This is a genomic window from Acinetobacter sp. FB (genome assembly GCF_056033405.1).
Window position 1 is genome coordinate 1891215 of the sequence record NZ_CM148502.1, and the last position, 18830, is coordinate 1910044.

General features: G+C 37.2%; 20 protein-coding genes. 15 read left to right on the top strand and 5 right to left on the bottom strand.

All coding sequences use genetic code 11. The features are described from left to right. Positions 1-125: 125 nt before the first annotated feature. The 5 genes from AC0JIQ_RS08845 (at position 126) to AC0JIQ_RS08865 (ending at position 4797) form a co-directional block, all read left to right on the top strand. Positions 126-1286, top strand: coding sequence for a JmjC domain-containing protein (locus AC0JIQ_RS08845; RefSeq protein WP_474201403.1), 1161 nt, complete (start codon positions 126-128; stop codon positions 1284-1286). 197 nt (positions 1287-1483) lie between these two features. Then, positions 1484-2539, top strand: coding sequence for a linear amide C-N hydrolase (locus AC0JIQ_RS08850; RefSeq protein ID WP_474201404.1), 1056 nt, complete (start codon positions 1484-1486; stop codon positions 2537-2539). A gap of 33 nt (positions 2540-2572) precedes the next feature. Beyond that, positions 2573-3079: a hypothetical protein gene (locus tag AC0JIQ_RS08855; protein WP_474201405.1), complete on the top strand. Its 507-nt coding sequence runs from the start codon at positions 2573-2575 to the stop codon at positions 3077-3079. 346 nt (positions 3080-3425) lie between these two features. Then, entirely contained in the window at positions 3426-3995 is a 570-nt protein-coding gene (locus AC0JIQ_RS08860) for a TetR/AcrR family transcriptional regulator (RefSeq protein ID WP_241283382.1), read from the top strand. A gap of 490 nt (positions 3996-4485) precedes the next feature. Next, positions 4486-4797: an ArsR/SmtB family transcription factor gene (locus AC0JIQ_RS08865; protein WP_005159825.1), complete on the top strand. Its 312-nt coding sequence runs from the start codon at positions 4486-4488 to the stop codon at positions 4795-4797. Positions 4798-4845: 48 nt separating this feature from the next. Here the strand turns inward: AC0JIQ_RS08865 and AC0JIQ_RS08870 are convergent, their stop codons facing one another. The 3 genes from AC0JIQ_RS08870 to yaaA are packed head-to-tail and all read right to left on the bottom strand — an operon-like array spanning position 4846 to position 6540. Then, a complete protein-coding gene (locus AC0JIQ_RS08870) occupies positions 4846-5463 on the bottom strand; it encodes an HD domain-containing protein (protein WP_474201406.1) in 618 nt (205 codons plus the stop codon). Positions 5464-5472: 9 nt separating this feature from the next. Continuing rightward, positions 5473-5736, bottom strand: a complete 264-nt coding sequence (locus AC0JIQ_RS08875; RefSeq protein WP_004661930.1) for a hypothetical protein — start codon at positions 5734-5736, stop codon at positions 5473-5475. Between the two features lie 21 nt (positions 5737-5757). Beyond that, positions 5758-6540, bottom strand: a complete 783-nt coding sequence (yaaA, locus tag AC0JIQ_RS08880) for a peroxide stress protein YaaA (RefSeq protein WP_474201407.1) — start codon at positions 6538-6540, stop codon at positions 5758-5760. A gap of 125 nt (positions 6541-6665) precedes the next feature. Here yaaA and AC0JIQ_RS08885 point away from each other — a divergent pair, with 125 nt between their 5' ends. Both AC0JIQ_RS08885 and AC0JIQ_RS08890 read left to right on the top strand, forming a co-directional pair. Next, complete coding sequence (locus tag AC0JIQ_RS08885; protein ID WP_023269578.1) at positions 6666-7295, top strand: alpha/beta hydrolase; 630 nt, start codon at positions 6666-6668, stop codon at positions 7293-7295. Between the two features lie 90 nt (positions 7296-7385). After that, the gene (locus AC0JIQ_RS08890) at positions 7386-8456 is read left to right on the top strand and encodes a DUF2157 domain-containing protein (protein WP_474201408.1); all 1071 of its coding nucleotides are present in this window, start codon (positions 7386-7388) and stop codon (positions 8454-8456) included. Here the strand turns inward: AC0JIQ_RS08890 and rtcR are convergent, their stop codons facing one another. Continuing rightward, positions 8457-10058: an RNA repair transcriptional activator RtcR gene (gene rtcR, locus AC0JIQ_RS08895; protein ID WP_474201409.1), complete on the bottom strand. Its 1602-nt coding sequence runs from the start codon at positions 10056-10058 to the stop codon at positions 8457-8459. It abuts the gene before it with no gap. A gap of 67 nt (positions 10059-10125) precedes the next feature. Between rtcR and AC0JIQ_RS08900 the strand changes: the two genes are divergently transcribed. Continuing rightward, complete coding sequence (locus AC0JIQ_RS08900; RefSeq protein ID WP_474201410.1) at positions 10126-11091, top strand: ribonuclease Z; 966 nt, start codon at positions 10126-10128, stop codon at positions 11089-11091. A gap of 253 nt (positions 11092-11344) precedes the next feature. Next, positions 11345-12958 (top strand): TROVE domain-containing protein, encoded by a 1614-nt coding sequence (locus AC0JIQ_RS08905; protein WP_346508777.1) that lies wholly within the window; start codon positions 11345-11347, stop codon positions 12956-12958. Positions 12959-13874: 916 nt separating this feature from the next. Here AC0JIQ_RS08905 and AC0JIQ_RS08910 read toward each other — a convergent pair. Further along, positions 13875-14168, bottom strand: a complete 294-nt coding sequence (locus AC0JIQ_RS08910) for a hypothetical protein (RefSeq protein ID WP_474201411.1) — start codon at positions 14166-14168, stop codon at positions 13875-13877. A 108-nt stretch (positions 14169-14276) separates the two neighbouring features. Between AC0JIQ_RS08910 and AC0JIQ_RS08915 the strand changes: the two genes are divergently transcribed. The 6 genes from AC0JIQ_RS08915 to AC0JIQ_RS08940 all read left to right on the top strand — a co-directional run bounded on the left by AC0JIQ_RS08915 (position 14277) and on the right by AC0JIQ_RS08940 (position 18825). Then, entirely contained in the window at positions 14277-14567 is a 291-nt protein-coding gene (locus AC0JIQ_RS08915) for a hypothetical protein (protein ID WP_474201412.1), read from the top strand. Between the two features lie 236 nt (positions 14568-14803). Next, positions 14804-16078: an RtcB family protein gene (locus AC0JIQ_RS08920; protein ID WP_474201413.1), complete on the top strand. Its 1275-nt coding sequence runs from the start codon at positions 14804-14806 to the stop codon at positions 16076-16078. Positions 16079-16080: 2 nt separating this feature from the next. After that, complete coding sequence (locus AC0JIQ_RS08925) at positions 16081-16464, top strand: DUF7684 family protein (RefSeq protein WP_346508772.1); 384 nt, start codon at positions 16081-16083, stop codon at positions 16462-16464. A gap of 12 nt (positions 16465-16476) precedes the next feature. Continuing rightward, positions 16477-16935 (top strand): DIP1984 family protein, encoded by a 459-nt coding sequence (locus AC0JIQ_RS08930; protein WP_346508771.1) that lies wholly within the window; start codon positions 16477-16479, stop codon positions 16933-16935. A gap of 258 nt (positions 16936-17193) precedes the next feature. Beyond that, positions 17194-18243, top strand: coding sequence for an RNA 3'-terminal phosphate cyclase (rtcA, locus tag AC0JIQ_RS08935; protein WP_474201414.1), 1050 nt, complete (start codon positions 17194-17196; stop codon positions 18241-18243). A gap of 12 nt (positions 18244-18255) precedes the next feature. Beyond that, positions 18256-18825: an RNA 2'-phosphotransferase gene (locus tag AC0JIQ_RS08940; RefSeq protein ID WP_474201415.1), complete on the top strand. Its 570-nt coding sequence runs from the start codon at positions 18256-18258 to the stop codon at positions 18823-18825. Positions 18826-18830: the final 5 nt, after the last annotated feature.

Genomic DNA, 18830 nt, shown 5'->3' on the forward strand with positions numbered 1-18830 from the left:
AAATACTTTCTGGAGCTTTTAAACTGAATTTCTTATAGATTTACTTACAATCATCACAAGACTTGCACCGATATTCAACTCAATAGAGAATACACCATAATTTTTAAGTTGCTGGTCTCTTTGACATGTCTGAATCCTTAGCGGTACTCGGCGGTATTACCGCAGAACAATTCCTGAATGAATATTGGCAAAAAAAACCACTGTTAGTTCGCAATGCAATGCCTGAAATTATGGGTTTATTAGAACCCGAAGATGTCAAAGAACTGGCGCTAGAAGAAGATGTCAGTGCTCGCTTGATTCGTCAAAAAAATAAAAATCCAAATGAATGGCATGTAAAATCATCACCACTCACTAAAGGCGATTTCCAAAAGTTACCGAATCTTTGGACTATTCTAGTTCAAGCGGTGGACCATTATTCTTTTGATATTGCTGAGCTCTGGAAAAAATTCCCATTTATTCCTCAATGGCGCCGCGATGACATCATGGTCTCTTACGCACCTAAAGGTGGCTCTGTTGGTAAGCACTTTGATTTTTACGATGTATTCCTTGTACAAGGGCATGGTCATCGCCGTTGGCAACTCGGTCAAATGTGTGATGAATCAACAGAGTTTGTTGCAGATCAACCATTAAAAGTACTTTCTCAAATGAATGTAGATTTTGATGAAGTACTCGCACCTGGCGATCTATTATATGTACCACCTGGTCTTGCTCATTATGGCGTTGCTGAAGATGATTGTTTAACTTTCTCATTTGGCTTCCGTATGCCAAATTTAGCTGAAATGACAGATCGACTCAGTGAACAATTCGCAAAAAACTCAGTCTTAACAAATCCTCTCGCGGATATTACTCGCATAAAAACAAATGCTATTGGAGAAATAAATAATACCGAGTTTTCTTATCTCAAGACTCAATTACTTGATTATCTCACTCAAGCACCAGAATTTGATGCTGCAATCATGGCATACATGAGTGAGTCTAAATATCCCAATAGTATTCCTGAGCCAGAAGAAATTGTGGTAGATGATTTACTTGAAGTTATTAATAGCGGCTATCAACTTATTCTGGAACCCGCATCAAGATTGCTATATAGACAACAAGATCAATTATTAGACTTTTGGGCAAATGGCGAAAATATCTGTATTTCTCAATCTTTCCAAGCACAACTGAAACAAATTGCAGATGGCGCAAGCTTAGCATTTGATGAAGAATTTAATCATACGGATATTTTAGAAGATATCGTATTGTTACTGAGTCAAGCAGTTATTATGTTGCTACCACCTCATTAAGCCTGATACTTCCTCTAATTAAAGTAGAAGTAGTTTCGACTATTTCTACTTTAATGATTTGACATAAAAAATTAAAACTTTTTTATAATGATTACATTTTAAGTCTTGAAAGAGATCATATTTTTCATAGACTGACTAATAACAACTTAAAACATAAATTATATCTAAATTATTCTTTACTATAACGGAGAATCAATATGTTTAAAAAAACACTATTTTGTTCATTGATCGCATCTTCATTCGTACTTCAAACAGCACAAGCTTGTACTAGAGCAGTATATTTAGGCAATGACAATCACATCATTACAGCACGATCAATGGATTGGAAAGTAGATGTTGGAACCAACCTATGGATCATGCCGAGTGGCGTAAACCGTGATAGTAATGCAGGTCCTAAATCGCTTAAATGGAAATCGAAATATGGCAGTGTCATCGCTTCAGGCTATGATATATCAAGTACGGATGGAATGAACGAAGCTGGTCTAATGGCAAATGTGTTATGGCTAGTTGAATCAGAATATCCAAATGCAAAACAATCAAATAAGCCACAATTAAGTATTTCTGCATGGGCACAATATGTGCTTGATAACTATGCGACTGTATCGGAAGCAGTGACAGCCTTAGAAAAAGAACCATTTATACTAATTACAGACAGTGTTCCTGGTGAACAAAGGCTCGCAACACTTCATTTATCAATTTCAGACAAAACTGGTGATAGTGCAATAATTGAATACATTAATGGAAAACAAGTCATCCATCATGATAAGAAATATCAAGTTATGACCAACTCCCCTATCTTCGATCAACAACTGGCATTAAATACCTATTGGAAGCAAATTGGTGGCACTGTAATGCTACCAGGAACGAATAGAGCATCCGATAGATTTGCGCGAGCATCATTTTATATCAACGCTATACCTAAAAATGATAATTCAAAAGAAGCAATTGCCTCAGTCTTTAGTGTTATACGTAATGCATCCGTTCCTTTCGGTTTAAATACAGAGGAAGAGCCCAATATTTCTTCAACACGTTGGCGTACAGTTGCAGATCATAAACAACTACTCTACTTTTTTGAATCTGCTGTATCTCCTAATGTTTTCTGGGTGGACTTAAAGAAAATTAACTTTAAAGATGGTGTCACGCGTAAATTAGATCTCGGTAAAGACCAACAAAATACTTTTGCTGGCGATGCGACTGATCAATTTAAAATTGCAAAACCATTTGAATTTCTTGGTCCAGAGTTACATCATTAACACCTGAATAGAAATAAACTCGAGAAGTTAAATATGAAAAAAGTACTTGGTTGTCTTAGCCTATTTATCGCAATAAGTGGTTGTAGTAACCTAACAAATCCAACATTAGATTCGACAAATATAAGTCAACTTGCAACAGCAGGTTCATTAAGTTGCAAGTCAAATGAACTTTGTCCAAATGTTGTCGTGGAATGGGATAAGCAGCAAAAAGATCGCCTACAAATTGACGTGGCATTGAGTAGTACTTATGAATATTATGACATTACAGGTATGACATTCAGCGTTGATAATAAATTATTCAGTTATGAGCCTGTTGGAAAAACCCAGCAGAAGTACATCAATCGCCTCATTCCTAAACGCTCATCAAATACTTTTGTTATCCCGAGTTTATTTCTTAATGAACTGAGAAATGCAAAAAATGTCGATTTAATGATCCAAACCAATAAAGGCACAATTAAACGCCCTGTATATACACCTACTCAACAATCAACGCTTTATCAAAATTTTGTGCGTTTAATTGAGACTTTACCAAGAAGCTAATTTTTAATAAATTATATAAAAGTCAGTTATTTATCTTAAAAACTTAATAACTGACTTTTATTATTTAATTATCATAATTTTAAATAAATGTGAATTAGTTTAAATTCATATTATAGAGTTATAAATCACCTTATAATTACTGTATTTTATTTAAATTAGTTTAATTAATTCATATATTTAACTAAAAAATAACTAATAAACTGTAAATTCAAGAATCAATTAAATAAATAATGTTATTTTTTTCTATGATATTTCTTTAATACAATGTAAAATTCGTGCCAAAATTGCATGATGAAATGCAAATAATGCTCAGCTCATATTAGCAGAGAGCGAATTCGAGGCTTGTATGTCAAAAAAAGAAGATATTATTAACACAGCATTAAAACTTTTTAACTCGCATAGCTACAATTCGATTGGGGTTGATCGAATTATTAGTGAGTCAGGCGTTGCAAAAATGACATTCTATAAATATTTTCCATCGAAGGAAAAGCTTATTGAGGAATGTTTGCTTCAACGTAATATTAATCTTCAAACCTCATTGAATGAAACATTAGCTCAATGTGATCAATCAAATTATTTAGAGCAAATTGAATCAATATTCAAATGGTACAACGCTTGGTTCCAAAGCGAAGACTTTAACGGCTGTATGTTCCAAAAAGCACTTGAAGAAGTGATTAAAATTTACCCTTCAACCCTTGAACCTGCGACACAATATAAAATATGGCTAACAGCCTTGATCCAAAACTTACTGACTAATTTAGATATTCGAAGCCCGACCCACTTGGCTACATTAATCGTAAGTATTTTAGATGGAATGACCATCCAAGCTCATGTAAATAAAAACTCAGTTGAAATGAGTGAGTATTGGACTCGCGTAGAACATTTAATTAATTTTGAAAAGCAAATGGCATCATAAAATTCTCAGAAAGTTGAGTAAAAACAAATAATATGAAATTGAAAATATAAAAAATAAAGCGTGATTTATAGTTATTATTGTGGCTCACGCTTGCGTCTGAGTTGTAAAAAGAATAATAAAAATATTACCCTCTGGCGGTCGTACAAATTGCACATCCCGATCCTTCTTATGCAGACAGATCTTTCTGTCTTGTTTTTCATTATATACACTTTTTCTGCAAGTACAAATAAAATTTTAAAATTTTTCATATTCATTAATTAAATTAATTACATAATTTTATTGTTTAGAAGATTTTAACAATTGCTAATATTTCTAACATTGCTAAAAATATCTAGACTCCCAAATTTTAAAGTCTAAGCATTATTAATGACAAATATAAGTTTCACTGATATAGATATTCACAAAAAACCATTGTATTTTTCAAGTTTTAATACATTTTTATGTTTTTCTCACCTTATACTAAGTTCGGCTTGAATGTAGTGAGAAAAGTATGCAAAAGGATATAGAGATCAACGTGATGAGAGAGTCTGCAAGCTCTATTGTCAATGTACTTAAGTCTTTGGCAAACACAGATCGCTTAATTATTTTATGTCATTTAGCCAAACAAGAATTAAATGTGTCTCAAATTGAAGAAGCTACTCATATCCTACAACCTACCCTGTCACAGCAGCTTATGATGTTAAGAAAAAGTAATGTAGTTTCTACACGTCGGGATGGAAAGCAAATCTTTTATTCAATTAGTGACCCTAAGTTACGGGTTGTTTTAACAACGCTTTATGAAAATTATTGTCCTAATATCTGAGTTTTACTAAAGAAAGATTATTAGAGAATTATTGAAATTCTTAATTCTCTAAAAAAGCTTAAATTTTAAGTTCTCTTTCGCTCTGTGCTCGAAATTCTGTTGAAAATATTCCGTTTGATACAGCGGTTCTGTCTGACAAAAATGCGCTAGAACTTGTTTTCTTTTAATCAAATAAACTTCAGGATCAACCCACGCATACTCTTTTTGAATCTGTTGCTCGTATTCCTCGAATCGCTTTGGTGAAGCAGCTAGAATCGCCAAATCAATATCTAGTAAAAACTGTAAGTCTAGTTCATTCGTTACTTCATGCTTTTGTGTGGCAAGAATCCATCGCTTTATCTTTTGAACGATATCAATTGATAGATCTTGAATCAAATATTGCTCAAATAATTCAGCACTTTTTAACTCATTATCTTTTGATTGCGGATCATAAACCGCATCATGAAACCAGAGCGCCAGTTCTACAGCATCCGCATCATTTAAATCCGCTCGAATCGACTCCAGCAAAGCCAAGCACTCATATAAATGTTGCAGCGTATGATAAGCCCGCTGCTTTTCACTATAGGCAGCAATCAACTTATTAAAAACTTTCTGTGGTTCAGAAAAATGATAATGCTGATGCAGCTCAAACCATGATTTTTCTAATAAAGTTAAATATTGTGGCATTGCTAAGCCTCATTGGATTTCTTTATTCAGCCACTTTGCCAATGATTCAGCATCTTTACGCTCAAGAAAAAGTTGATACAAAGTGCAGGAACCAAACTCATGTTTCAGTTCCTGCTGACGTACGGGATGATTGCCAAAACGAAAACGTCTGCTTCCATCTCGATCTAAAGGCAATGCATATACCCCATAACTCCGAGGTTCAGTCAAATGTCCTTTCACTTGGACTTGATCAGACGATATTGCGTGTTTTAATAAATATTCTTTGGTTAACATCCCACCCTGCCCAAGGCAAATCTAAGCTGCGTGTTGCTCATCTCTCTTAAAGACCAATTCTTTATTTGATGAACTTTCAGCATCAAAGTAATACCCGTCACTATCAAATGCTTTTAATTGTTCTACTTGGCTTAATTTATTTTCAATCAAATATCTTGCCATCAGCCCACGCGCTTTTTTCGCATAGAAACTAATGACTTTATATTTTCCGTTCTTCTGATCCAAGAATACAGGCTTGATAATTTCTGCCTGAATTTTCTTTTCATTCACAGATTTATAATATTCGTCAGAAGCTAAATTTACCAATACTTTTGCATCAATTTCAGCTAAATCTTGGTTAATTTGATCAGTGATAATACTGCCCCAAAATTCATATAGATTATGACCACGCTTATTTTTTAGTTTAGTCCCCATTTCCAAACGGTACGGCATCATCAAGTCTAACGGACGTAATAAACCATAAAGACCAGACAACATACGTAAATGCTGTTGGGCAAAATCAATATCTTGATCTTTTAAGTGATAGGCATCCAGACCTGTATACACATCCCCTTTAAAAGCAAACATCGCTTGGCGTGCATTGGAAAAATCAAAATCAGCATTCCATTCACGGAAACGCTCTGTACTTAAGTTGGCAATTTTTTCACTTACCGTCATCAATGAGGCGATTTCTGTCGCTGAAAGCTTACGACAAACATCGATCAGCTGTTGAGATTGCTCTAATAAACGAGGTTGAGTATAAGTGTCCGTTGGTAAAGCCGTCGTGTAATCAAGTGTTTTGGCAGGAGAAATTAAAGCAAGCATAATCAATCAAAAATAAATTTATCTTGGTGAAACTATAACAGCTGATAATTTTTAATGCCAATTCGTGGTCTCGTTCAGTTTTATCGGTAAAATAGTGGATTCTTCCATTATCCATTGCGTATCTTATGTCTGAGCAATTATTCATCCAAGGTCCTGTTGGTCAAATCGAAATGTTTGTTGATCAACCCCAAGGTGAAATCACAGGTTTTGCTGTCGTCTGCCATCCACATCCTTTACAAGGTGGTACACCGCATCATAAAGTCCCTGTTTTACTGGCTCAGATTTTTAATGAGATGGGGTGCGTGGTTTACCGCCCTAGCTTCCGTGGCTTAGCTGGCAGTGAAGGCACACATGACCAAGGGCACGGCGAGACTGATGACATTATGGCTGTGATTGAATATGCCCGTGAGAAGCATGCAGGTTTAACCTTCTATGCAGGTGGTTTTAGCTTTGGTTCACATGTACTGGCAAAATGCCAAGCACAACTCAGCGATGAATTACGTCCTAAACAGTTGGTGTTATGTGGCTTACCTACAGGCTCGGTGGTTGATTTACGTCATTATAAAACCCCTGCAATTGACGGCGACATTCTCTTTGTTCACGGTGAGCAGGATGATATTACCCTGCTCTCAGATATGATCGCGTGGGCAAAACCACAAAAACATCCGATCACGATTTTGCCAGGTGCCAATCATTTCTTTACAGGTTATCTAAAACAGTTGCGTCAAGTCATTGCTCGTTTTTTAAAACTGTAGACTTAACAACAAATTACTAAGAAAAATATACGTGTTTTGAATCCAATGTCTGTTATATCAGTATAGATGTACAGACATTCGGGTTCTTAAATGAAATTAAATAAAAAACAAGGACTTTTTTTAAAGCAAACCATTGAACAATGGCAACAACAAGGCACGATTACGCCCGATGTTGCCAATAATTTAAATCAGAGTTTTTCGATTCGACCTTTTGATTGGGAACGTTTGGCAAAATACTCATTCTGGATTTCAATGATTTGTGCCGTAATTGCCATTGCTGCAATTACCGCTGATAAATTCTTGATGGAATTGATTGAAAAAATCTTTATTGATTCCAAAATCATTCCTTGTTTGATTTTTGCTGTGGTTGCAGCAGCCTTTTATGGCTTTGCATATCATCGACGCAAAACCAAACCGCTGCATCAATTTAGCAATGAAGCGATTATTTTTGCAGGCGTGCTCTCTACCGCAGCGTCTGTCGCCTATTTTGGCCAAGCCATTGATACTGGTAGTGGACATTTCTCTTTATTATTTCTGCTCTCCACCATCATTTATGCAGCACTTGCCTTCTGGTTCCCTTCTAAACTGATCTGGGTGTTTTCGCTGCTATCACTCGGCTCATGGTTTGGGACGGAAACAGGCTATATGTCAGGTTGGGGTGCTTATTATCTTGGGATGAACTTTCCTTTACGCTTTGTCTTGTTTGGTGGCACACTGATTGGATTAAGCTTGCTGTTTAAACGTTATGTGCATTTTAAAGACTTTGCACATTCAACTTATGTCATGGGCCTACTCTACCTGTTTATTGCCTTATGGATTCTCTCAATCTTTGGCAATTATGGGGATTTGAGTAGTTGGTATAGCGTTAAACAATATGAGCTGTTGCATTGGGGTGTTTTATTCGCGTTTATTGCCATCATAGCGATTGTCTATGGTTTAAAACATGATGATGCCACCTCACGTGGTTTTGGTATCACCTTCTTATTTATTAACCTCTACACCAAGTATTTTGAGTTCTTCTGGAATGGCATGCACAAAGCCATTTTCTTTATTTTGCTCGCTGTGTCGTTCTGGTGGATTGGCCGACATGCCGAAAAACTTTGGAACTTAGAGTTTCTACCCAGCCAATCCCAAATAAAGAAAAACCATCCAATTGAATGATTACTGAAAATCCCCCCAACATAAGCCAAACCGAGCCAAATACTTTTTGACTCGGTCACTGTCATTGGTGGTATTACGTTGTTGGCGTGAAGCTGCAAACAATTGACGTCCAGCATCCGCCATCGACTTGGCATTTTCACAGACTTGCAGCACCCCACGCAGTTGAATCTGATCAAACTCATCGATCTCGCTCAACTGCGCTTGATCTAAATACTTGAGTAGAACATCCTTTTCCTTAAATTCACTTTGTGTGGTTTGAATCGACCACAACTGCTTTAAACGCTGAATCTCTTTTTCGACTGTTTCTGAACGGATCAGCTCACCACTGGATAATGTCGCTAATCGCGTCACACTGGCAGTTAAATCACGAAAATTGCCTTGCCATGATGCTTCTTTAGACTTGGCAAATTTCAAATACACATCGAGTGCATCACGTTGAAAGCGTAATTGGCGTTGCTGATTTGCCGCGAAGCGTTGCAACTCAAATTCAATATTCGGAGCAATATCTTCAATTCGATCTTTAAGATTGGGTAAAAAGAAAGTCCATGTATTCAATCGCGCCCATAAATCCTCTCGGAAACGACCTGCCTGCACTTCAGTTCTTAGATCTCGATTTGTTCCTGCAATCAGCTGGAAATCTGCCTGAACCTCTTTGTCACTTCCGACAGGAAAAAAGGATTTATCCTCCAACGCCTTGAGCAGCATCGCTTGCTCATCTAGCCCAAGCTCCCCAATTTCATCCAAAAACAAAATACCCTGATCGGCACTTTTTAATAGACCTGTCCGCGAAGCCGCTGCGCCTGTAAATGCTCCTTTAATATGACCAAACAAACTCGACATGGCACTGTCACCACGTAAGGTCGCACAGTTGACATCAATAAAGCGGCCATTCAAATGAAACTTATCTTTCTTTAATTGAAAGATTTGTTTGGCTAAATGCGATTTTCCAACCCCTGTTGCACCCATAATCAAAATCGGTGCGCTGGAACGCGTTGCCACCAACTCAACTTCAGTGATCAGTTGATTAAATTCGGGGTTATAAGTTGAAATATTGGCTTTTAGTTGCTGCCAGTTTTGTTGTTGTTCATCTTCAAAACGCTGCTTGAGAACATCATAGCGAGACAAGTCCAGATCAATGATGCGATATTCACCTTCTGGTGTTTTTTGTTGATTGGGTGCACTTTGAATCAGCTTGGCGGGCAAATAATTGGCATCGACTAATAGATACCAACAGATTTGACCAACGTGTGTGCCTGTCGTGATATGCAAAAGGTAGTTATTTTTTTCAGTATCAAATGGGTACATTTTTACAAAGTCATATAGCGCACCATAGACTTCGGCAAAATCCCAAGGGTCACGGATACTAATTTTATATCCTGAAACTGTGGTTTGAGGAGAAACTTCGGCTGCATCTTCTCGAATAAAATCGACCAAGTTACGGTGTTGTCGATCATGCAATAAAACTAGCTCATCCACGATGAAATCTTCATGCATGAGTAGACTCAGCGTTGGACGCCAACGCTGCCAACGTTCAGGACGTTTCCCTTGATCTAAGGTAGAACCCACAAAGCCAATAACGACAGTTTTTTTTGCATTCGCCATGATTTCTATAATATTTTATAAATACCTATAATATACAATACGCATTTCAGTGAAGAATTCCAACAATATGCTGCATTTTACTTTTTTAGGCACATCTTCAGGTGTGCCCACACTGACACGCAACGTTTCTGCTTTGGCAGTTCGTAACAGTAAGAATAAAGACTGGATTCTGGTGGATGCAGGTGAAGGTACTCAACATCGGATTCAGCAAGCTAAGCTTTCTTTACAAACTTTGATCGCAATCTGTATTACCCATGTCCATGGCGATCATTGTTATGGACTCGTCGGTTTATTAGCAAGTGCAGGCATGAATGCACGAACTGCCCCTTTAACCATTATTGCACCCAAACAAATTCAACAGTGGATTGAAGTCACCGCGCAACTGACTGACCTACATTTACCCTATCCACTCAACTTTATTGATGTCAATGACGCGACTCAAATACAACAACTGACAGATGAACTTTCGATTCAAGCCCATCCATTAAGCCATCGTGTACCGAGTTTTGCATTTAGTATTATCGCGCAATATACCCAAAAGAAATTAGATACACAGGCTTTAACTCAATTGGGCGTACCAAAAGGCAAGGCTTGGGGTGATTTACAACAAGGTCAAGATATTCAATTTAATGAGAAAATCTTAACAGCGACTGATTTTATTCAAATACAAACGCAGCGCGTACATGCCATTGTTGGCGGCGATAATGATCAACCTGAATTATTAGCTGATGCTTGTGAAGATGCTCAACTACTCATTCATGAATCAACATATACCCAAGCAATTTTGGATAAAGTAGGTCAAGGTCCAATGCATAGTTCTGCCAAAATGGTGGCTAAATTTGCGCAGCAGCAGAATTTAAGCAATCTCATCCTTACTCATTTTAGCCCTCGTCATCAGGATAGTCTTGGACAACAAGCGATTACTGAGGAAGTTCGTGAATTTTATCAAGGCAATTTCTATTTAGCCCATGATTTTGATCAATTTAGCTTAAATGAAACAGGTCAACTTTCAAAAATCGTTGCATCATCATAATTTTTTCTCCTATGTGATCTATCAATGAAAACCACATATAGATCACATATCTTTTTTAATACTTTCATATCTATTTAGATATATTTTACATATAGAAATTCTATTCACTTTCTCTTGTAAAAAATATTTATTATTTTATTTATGAAAATTATCAATAACTTAAAATTCATTAAAATAAAAACAAGAAGATTGGCACACTCTCTGCAATAACACATCCAAGAAACAACAACTTAAAATTTATGGAGGATGCGTCATGTCAAACCAGACAATTTTTGCCTCTCAGGCAACTAAAAAACAATTGATCAGTAATGAAGCTGGCGGTCGTGCATTTCAATTAAATCACCGTCAAGCCTTAGCTCAACTTGCTGCAACAGGCACGTTGAATCATACTTTTTACCAAAATGCGCAAGCACATCTTGAACAAGTTTTAGCATTTACCCAAAATGTACAGCCAACTTTTATTGCTAAAACAGCAGTCTACACACGTAAAAACAATCATATGAAAGATATGCCTGTTTTACTATTGGCAATTTTATCACAACGTGATCAGGCTTTATTCAAAGCAGTGTTTCCCTCAATAATTGATAATGGAAAACAGCTACGTAACTTTGTACAGATCATGCGTTCAGGTGCGATACAACGCAAATCTTTAGGTAGCTTACCTAAAAAAATGATCAATCAGTGGTTGATCAATGCCAATGAAAATCAGTTGCTTGCAGCCAATATTGGCAATCAGCCTTCTTTGGCAGATGTGTTAAAAATGACCCATCCAAAGCCTAAAGATGCAAACCAAGATGCTTTCTTTGCCTATATCTTGGGTAAAAAATATGAGCTTGAGCAACTGCCACTCAAAGTGCAGGTATTGGAAAAGTTCCGTCAAGGCTTAACACAGGATGTACCTGATTTACCAATGCAATTGCTGACCAATTTATCGCTTTCAGCACAGCAATGGGCTGAGATTGCTAAAAATGGCGGTTGGCAAATGCTCAGAATGAACTTGAATACTTTTGCTCGGCATGGTGTATTTGAGATCGAAGGTATGAACAATGTCATTGCAAATAAATTACAAGATCAGGATATGATTCGTAAAAGTCGAGTTTTGCCTTATCAATTGATGACAACTTGGGCAGCTTTAGATGATGCAGTACCTCAAGTTGTACGACAAGCTTTGGAACAAGTGATGCAAGCCGCCTTAGAAAATGTGCCTCGTTTAACAGGTCGGGTGGTGGTTGCTGTGGATGTATCCGGCTCAATGGCAAGTCCAGTCACAGGCTATCGTAAAGGCGCAACATCAACTTTACGTTGTGTCGATGTGGCATCGTTATTTGCTTGTGCGTTAAAGCAAGTCAATCCTGAGATTGAAATTATGCCGTTTGATACGCAACTGCATTCTATTAACATTACAGAAAATGAATCAGATCAAGCGAGCCTATTTGCTCGATTAAAACAGGTTTTCTATAGCAACAAAACACGCTCTATTTTTGAAGTTGCCAAACAATTTGCTGCACTTGGTGGTGGCGGAACAGATTGCAGCATTCCATTAAAGCGACTTAATCGAGATCAGACAGCTGTGGATTTAATGATTTATTTTTCAGACAATGAATCTTGGGCTGATCAGTTACGCCCACGACATAAAACAGGTATGCTATATGAATGGGATATTTTAAAACAACGCTGCCCAGAAGCTAAATTGGTTTGTGTTGACTTGCAACCATATACACATACGCAAGTCCCTGAACGAACTGATACCATTAATATCGGTGGTTTTAGCGATGAAGTCTTTCGTTTAATAGATCTGTTTGCACAAGGTAGAATGCACAGCGATCACTGGGTTAATGAAATTGAAAAAATCGAATTACCGACTTGATTCGTCAGGTCAGTAAAGTATGGCAAATGCTTTAGGAACTACATCTTTTAAATCTCATGTTTCTAATTTCACTTTGTTGTCATACAATAAAACTGCACAAATGCAGATGGAACTACATCACTATCCTTCCACGATAGCTCAGTACAAGCTGGCTCGATGTTTCATCATTCTTGTTGTGCAGATTTATGATTATCACAAATGCTGATTGGATTACATTACATAGGGCTAATACCCTAGTTCAAAAAATCTAATCACTGACTTGTTGTGATAGTCATAGCCAGTAAAATGCCAATAGGACTACATTTGTTGAGGGTTCAAGTCCCTTCAAATTCATGCAAATCAGTTTGTAGCTCAATTGGATAGAGCCATGTATAAAAGGTCTTATCATTTTTGTTTACTGGTCACAGACCAAATGCTGTTAGGACTACATAAAAGGCTTCAGCGTCAGTAATGACTTGATGGTTCGATTCCATCTTGATCGACTTCGATCAATGGCGGAAAGGAAAACGCACTGAAATGATTGTCTTAATACTCTTTGTTGGTCTATTTTTTGTGGTAAGGCATAAAATGCATTAAGGACTACATTCCTACCATCAATGTGAGTAGCCACTCTCACCTGTATGCAAGTACAGTCGTCTAAATTAAGGCATAATGGTTTTAAGTCTTAGATAATTTTTGTTTATGTCGCATCATCACAAATGCCAATGGGACTACATGGTGAATGCATAAGCATAGGGTTCAAATCCCTATTCCTTTTTAGGAAAAGTCTCATTATTTTTGTTGTGATGATTACTTTTAATCTCAATCAAATGCAATAAGCACTACATCGCAATTGGAGCGTCGCTATATCTATTTATAGATTAGACAACGACATACATGTGTTTATCCAACTTGTTGATTGAGATTAATTTATTATTTATGGAATAATATCTGGAGATGAAGAGTCGAATATTCCTCGCAATAACCGAAATGGTAAAGTAACGATCCAATAAACAACTTCAACCGTAATATCGATCACATCCAGCCAGTCTAACGTATCATTTTTACGATCATGGTTTTCTCGTTTTGGTTTTACCCAATAAGCAAGCAGAAAACAGACCAAACTTACTGCTAGAAATACAAAGTTAAAACCATCTACTAAAAAACGTATAAGGCATAACACCCCAGTAATAAATAAAAGAATCGTGAGTAAATAACGAAGAATATCCATGAGGCTTGGCAATTTATTTGTCTTTTGTTATGTTTATAACATGCCTTTATACAAAGACATATCCTCACCCTTAATAAAAGACAGGTGTCAGTCTTTAAAACGCAAAATATGTCCATTACAGTCTATCTTCAAGACGATCAAGACATTGATCAAGCCTTACACTTGCTCAATCAAAAACATTACTATCTAGAAGCCACTCGTTGGTATAAAAAAAGATATGGCTATTTTGAAAAGCCCTCAGTATTAAAGCGCAAAAGAAAGAAAATGAAGCTTAATCTTAGTCAAAGAAATCGAGCACTATATTATTGCTACCATGAGCATCCTCAGCACACTTTATGGTTAAAAATTAAAAGAGAAAAACAATTTTCTCGTACAGGTAAAAATGCGCTGGGTTATTAAATATAATTTAGGATATAAAAATATATATTTTTATATCCTCCCTCTTATAAAATTCTATTTCAAAAATATTAAAATTAAATTATATAAATAAATATCAATACTTTAAAATTAATTTCATCTGTTACAAACAAGTTGGCACACTCACTGCAATAGTATATATACACAACATCATTGGGATCTTGTGTATATCACCTATCTGCAACCGTTTGGCAGGCAGGCTTTGGAAGGAAAGGAAAATGTCAGTCATTGAAGAAATTAAGCAACAAGTTCAAATTGAACAAGAACAACAAAAACGTGCTTACCAAGTGCTGCAAAATGAAAAAAGTATGCCTGTGAAAATGTGGACAAATGGCGTAATTGTTGATGACAACTCAAAACAACAACTATTACAAACAGCGCAAATGCCATTTATTTATAAATGGATGGCAGTGATGCCAGACGTACACTTTGGCTTAGGTGCAACCATTGGAAGCGTGATTCCAACCAAAGGTGCGATTATCCCTGCTGCTGTCGGTGTCGATATTGGATGTGGAATGATGGCGACCCGTACCAGTTTAACAGCTTCAGATTTACCTGATAATTTACATGGATTAAGAACTGAGCTTGAACGTTTGATTCCACATGGTATGACTAAAACACGTGGTCGCCGTGATCAAGGTTCATGGGAAACGCCACCAGAAATGGTTGATCAAGCTTGGATGGGGTTAGTTGCAGATTTTGAGTTAATTTGTGCCAAACACCCTCGCCTCAAAAATACCAACAACCGTAAACAATTGGGAACTTTAGGAACAGGAAATCACTTTGTAGAAATCTGTTTGGATGAACACGATCACGTTTGGATTATGTTGCATTCAGGTTCTCGTGGTGTTGGTAATGCCATCGGTAATCATTTTATCGAACTGGCGCGTAAAGATATGCAAAAGCATTTTATTAACTTACCGAATAAAGACTTGGCTTATCTAGTGGAGGGTACAGAACATTTTGATGATTACTGGTTTGCAGTAGGTTGGGCACAACGCTTTGCCATGAAAAACCGTGAAATCATGATGCAGTCTGCAATTAAAGCCTTAGCAACGATTATTCCGAAACCGTTCCAAGCACGCTTGGAAGCCGTAAATTGCCACCATAATTATGTGGAAAAGGAAGAACATTACGGCGAAGAAGTGATGGTGACCCGCAAAGGCGCTGTTCGTGCACGTTTGGGAGAGTATGGAATTATCCCAGGTTCCATGGGTGCTAAGTCCTTTATTGTGCGTGGTCTTGGAAATCAGGAATCGTTCTGTTCATGTTCGCATGGTGCTGGTCGTGTGATGAGCCGTGCCGAAGCTAAACGCCGTTTTACTGTCGAAGATCAAATTGCGCAGACTGAAGGTGTGGAATGCCGTAAAGATGCTGATGTGATTGATGAAATTCCATCGGCTTATAAACCGATTGAAGATGTAATGAATGCACAAAAAGATTTGGTTGAAGTAGTTTATACATTAAGACAAGTGGTTTGTATTAAGGGGTAATCATGGAAAAGAATTGTTTAGATATTGAAACCTATAAAATCAGGGTGAATGAAAGAACTGATTTAGTTCTACCTGAGCAATCCTATTACATCATCTTAGTTGTGAATACTAATCAGGTTTTACCTGAATGGCGTAATCAGCTTTGTGAACAGATTGTCCATTCAAAACTATGTATTCAAGCAATGGTTACAGGACATGAATGTTCTATTTGGGACGATGTTTTAGACGAGACTTATGTGGCTTTTTATAACAACGAACCGCCAATTGATACTTTTTTTATGACCACTTGGCATGAGAATGAAACTTTAGATGAAGTTATTGAGTTGGCAAAAATCGGTATGCAATTGGAAAGTATTTCAAAATTAGTCATTGTACAAATTGAATAAAAGGTAAATAAAATGAAACTCGCAGAAGCACTTTTACTGCGAAGCGATCAACAAAAAAAGCTCGCTTCATTAAAACAACGGATCAACGCCAATGTATTGGTACAAGATGGCGATGAACCCAGTGAAGATCCAAATGAACTGATCAAACAGGTATTTGCTTTAACCCAAGAAAGTAATCAATTGATTTGTCATATTCATTTGAGCAATGCACAAGCCAAGTTGGAGGATGGCAAAATATTGCTGTCCCTACTAAGCTTACGCGACAGTTATGCTGAACAGCATAAGATTCTGGTTGATGCGATTACCAATACCCATCGTGAACCTGATCGTTATAGCTCACGTGAGATTAAATGGCAAAAAGTTATCCCTGTTTCTAGCTTGCAAAAACAGGCAGATGATATTAGTGCAAAATTACGTGATTTAAATATCAAAATTCAGGCTGCAAACTGGCAGATTGATTTAGTCGAATAGAAAATAGATTTTGTGAAATCATTTCACAACACCAGTTTGAACATACTGGGCGAGTACAAGATCCCGCTTTACTCCGATCTGAGGGATTGAAAATAATTCAGGCGGCTCTGGCAGCATGTGAGCCGTGCATCAATCTTCACTGATTAGGCTCAGCACAATGTACTTAGTAAACCTTTGCCAAAAGCAAAGTCACGCGTTATTTCGCATTACCATGTACTGACAGTATGTTCATTAAATTAGAAAATAAGGAAAATAGAAGTGAATAAAGCTTTGGCAAAAATGCCAGCAACCATCCAGATTGATGGTTCACAAGGTGAAGGTGGTGGACAAATTTTAAGAACCGCCCTTGCCCTTTCAATGATTACAGGTCAGGCATTTGAATTAATCAATATTCGTGCTGGACGTAAAAAACCGGGGTTAATGCGTCAGCACTTAGTCTGTGTACAGGCATCCCAAAATATCAGCCAAGCGTATGTGGAAGGTGCTGAGCTCCATAGCCAGCGCTTATACTTTGCACCTCAACATGTACAAAGTGGAAAATACCAATTCCAGATTGGTTCAGCAGGCAGCACAACTCTGGTTTTACAGACCCTATTGCCTGCTTTGCTATTGAAAAATGAAGCCAGTGAACTCACGATTTCTGGGGGTACTCATAATCCGCTTGCACCGACAGCTGATTTTATTGAGCATTGCTTTTTGCCTACACTCACAAAGATCGGAATAGAAACCGAATTTAATTTAAATAAAGCAGGCTTCTTTCCGATTGGTGCAGGTGAAATTCAAATCAAGATTCAGCCTTGGCAACATCGAAATAAACTAAATTTATTAGATCGTGGTACTTTACAAAGTACTGAGGCTTTTGCAGCAGTATTAAACCTTTCCGAAGAAGCACAAATTACACAGCGGGAATTAGCAACTTTAAACAAAAAACTAAAGCTGGATACACAGCAGCAATTCCACTTAAATGGCATTAGCCAAGGCAATACGGCGTATGTCAAAGTTGAGCATCAACACCACACTCAGCTATTTACTGCTTTAGGTGAAATGCGCAAAAGTGCAGAACAAATTGCCAACCATTTAGCTGAACAAGTGAAGCAATATACTGCTTCTCAAGCGGCGGTGGATGAATATTTAGCAGATCAGTTGTTATTGCCTTTGGCATTGGGGCAAGGGGGCGAATTTACCGCACAATGTATTAGCGAACATACCCGCACTCAGGCTGCAATGATTGAAAAATTTATTGATTGTGAAATTGAATTTATCGAGTTGGCTAAAACGCTATTTCAGGTCAAAGTAAACGTAGAATAGTGAATATTAAATATGAAAGAACATACTCAAATAAGCAAATTTTTAAGCCTCATATTAAGACATAAGCCTGAACAAATTGGACTTCAGCTTGATCAAGAAGGTTGGGCAAAAATTGCTGAGCTCATTGAAGCTGCGCAACAACACGACGTTCGTCTAGATCAAGCATTACTCCATGTAATCGTCGAACAAAATGATAAAAAACGCTTCCAAATCTCAGACGATGGTTTAAATATTCGTGCAGTACAAGGTCATTCAACCCCTACAGTACAAAGAGAGATGATTGCAATTGAACCACCACAATATTTATTTCATGGCACAGCGAGTCGATTTATAGATTCAATTCAGACGCAAGGCCTAATCGCAGGACAGCGCCATTATGTGCATCTAAGTGAAGATAAAGAAACGGCCTTGAATGTAGGCCAACGCTACGGTAAGCCTGTGCTATTCTTAATCAATACGATACTAATGCATAAAGATGGCTTTGAGTTTTATCAAACAGAAAATGGTGTTTGGCTAACAATACATGTACCAACACAATATTTATCGTTGATTGATCAGACCAAGACAGGATCATTGGTCTGATCTGA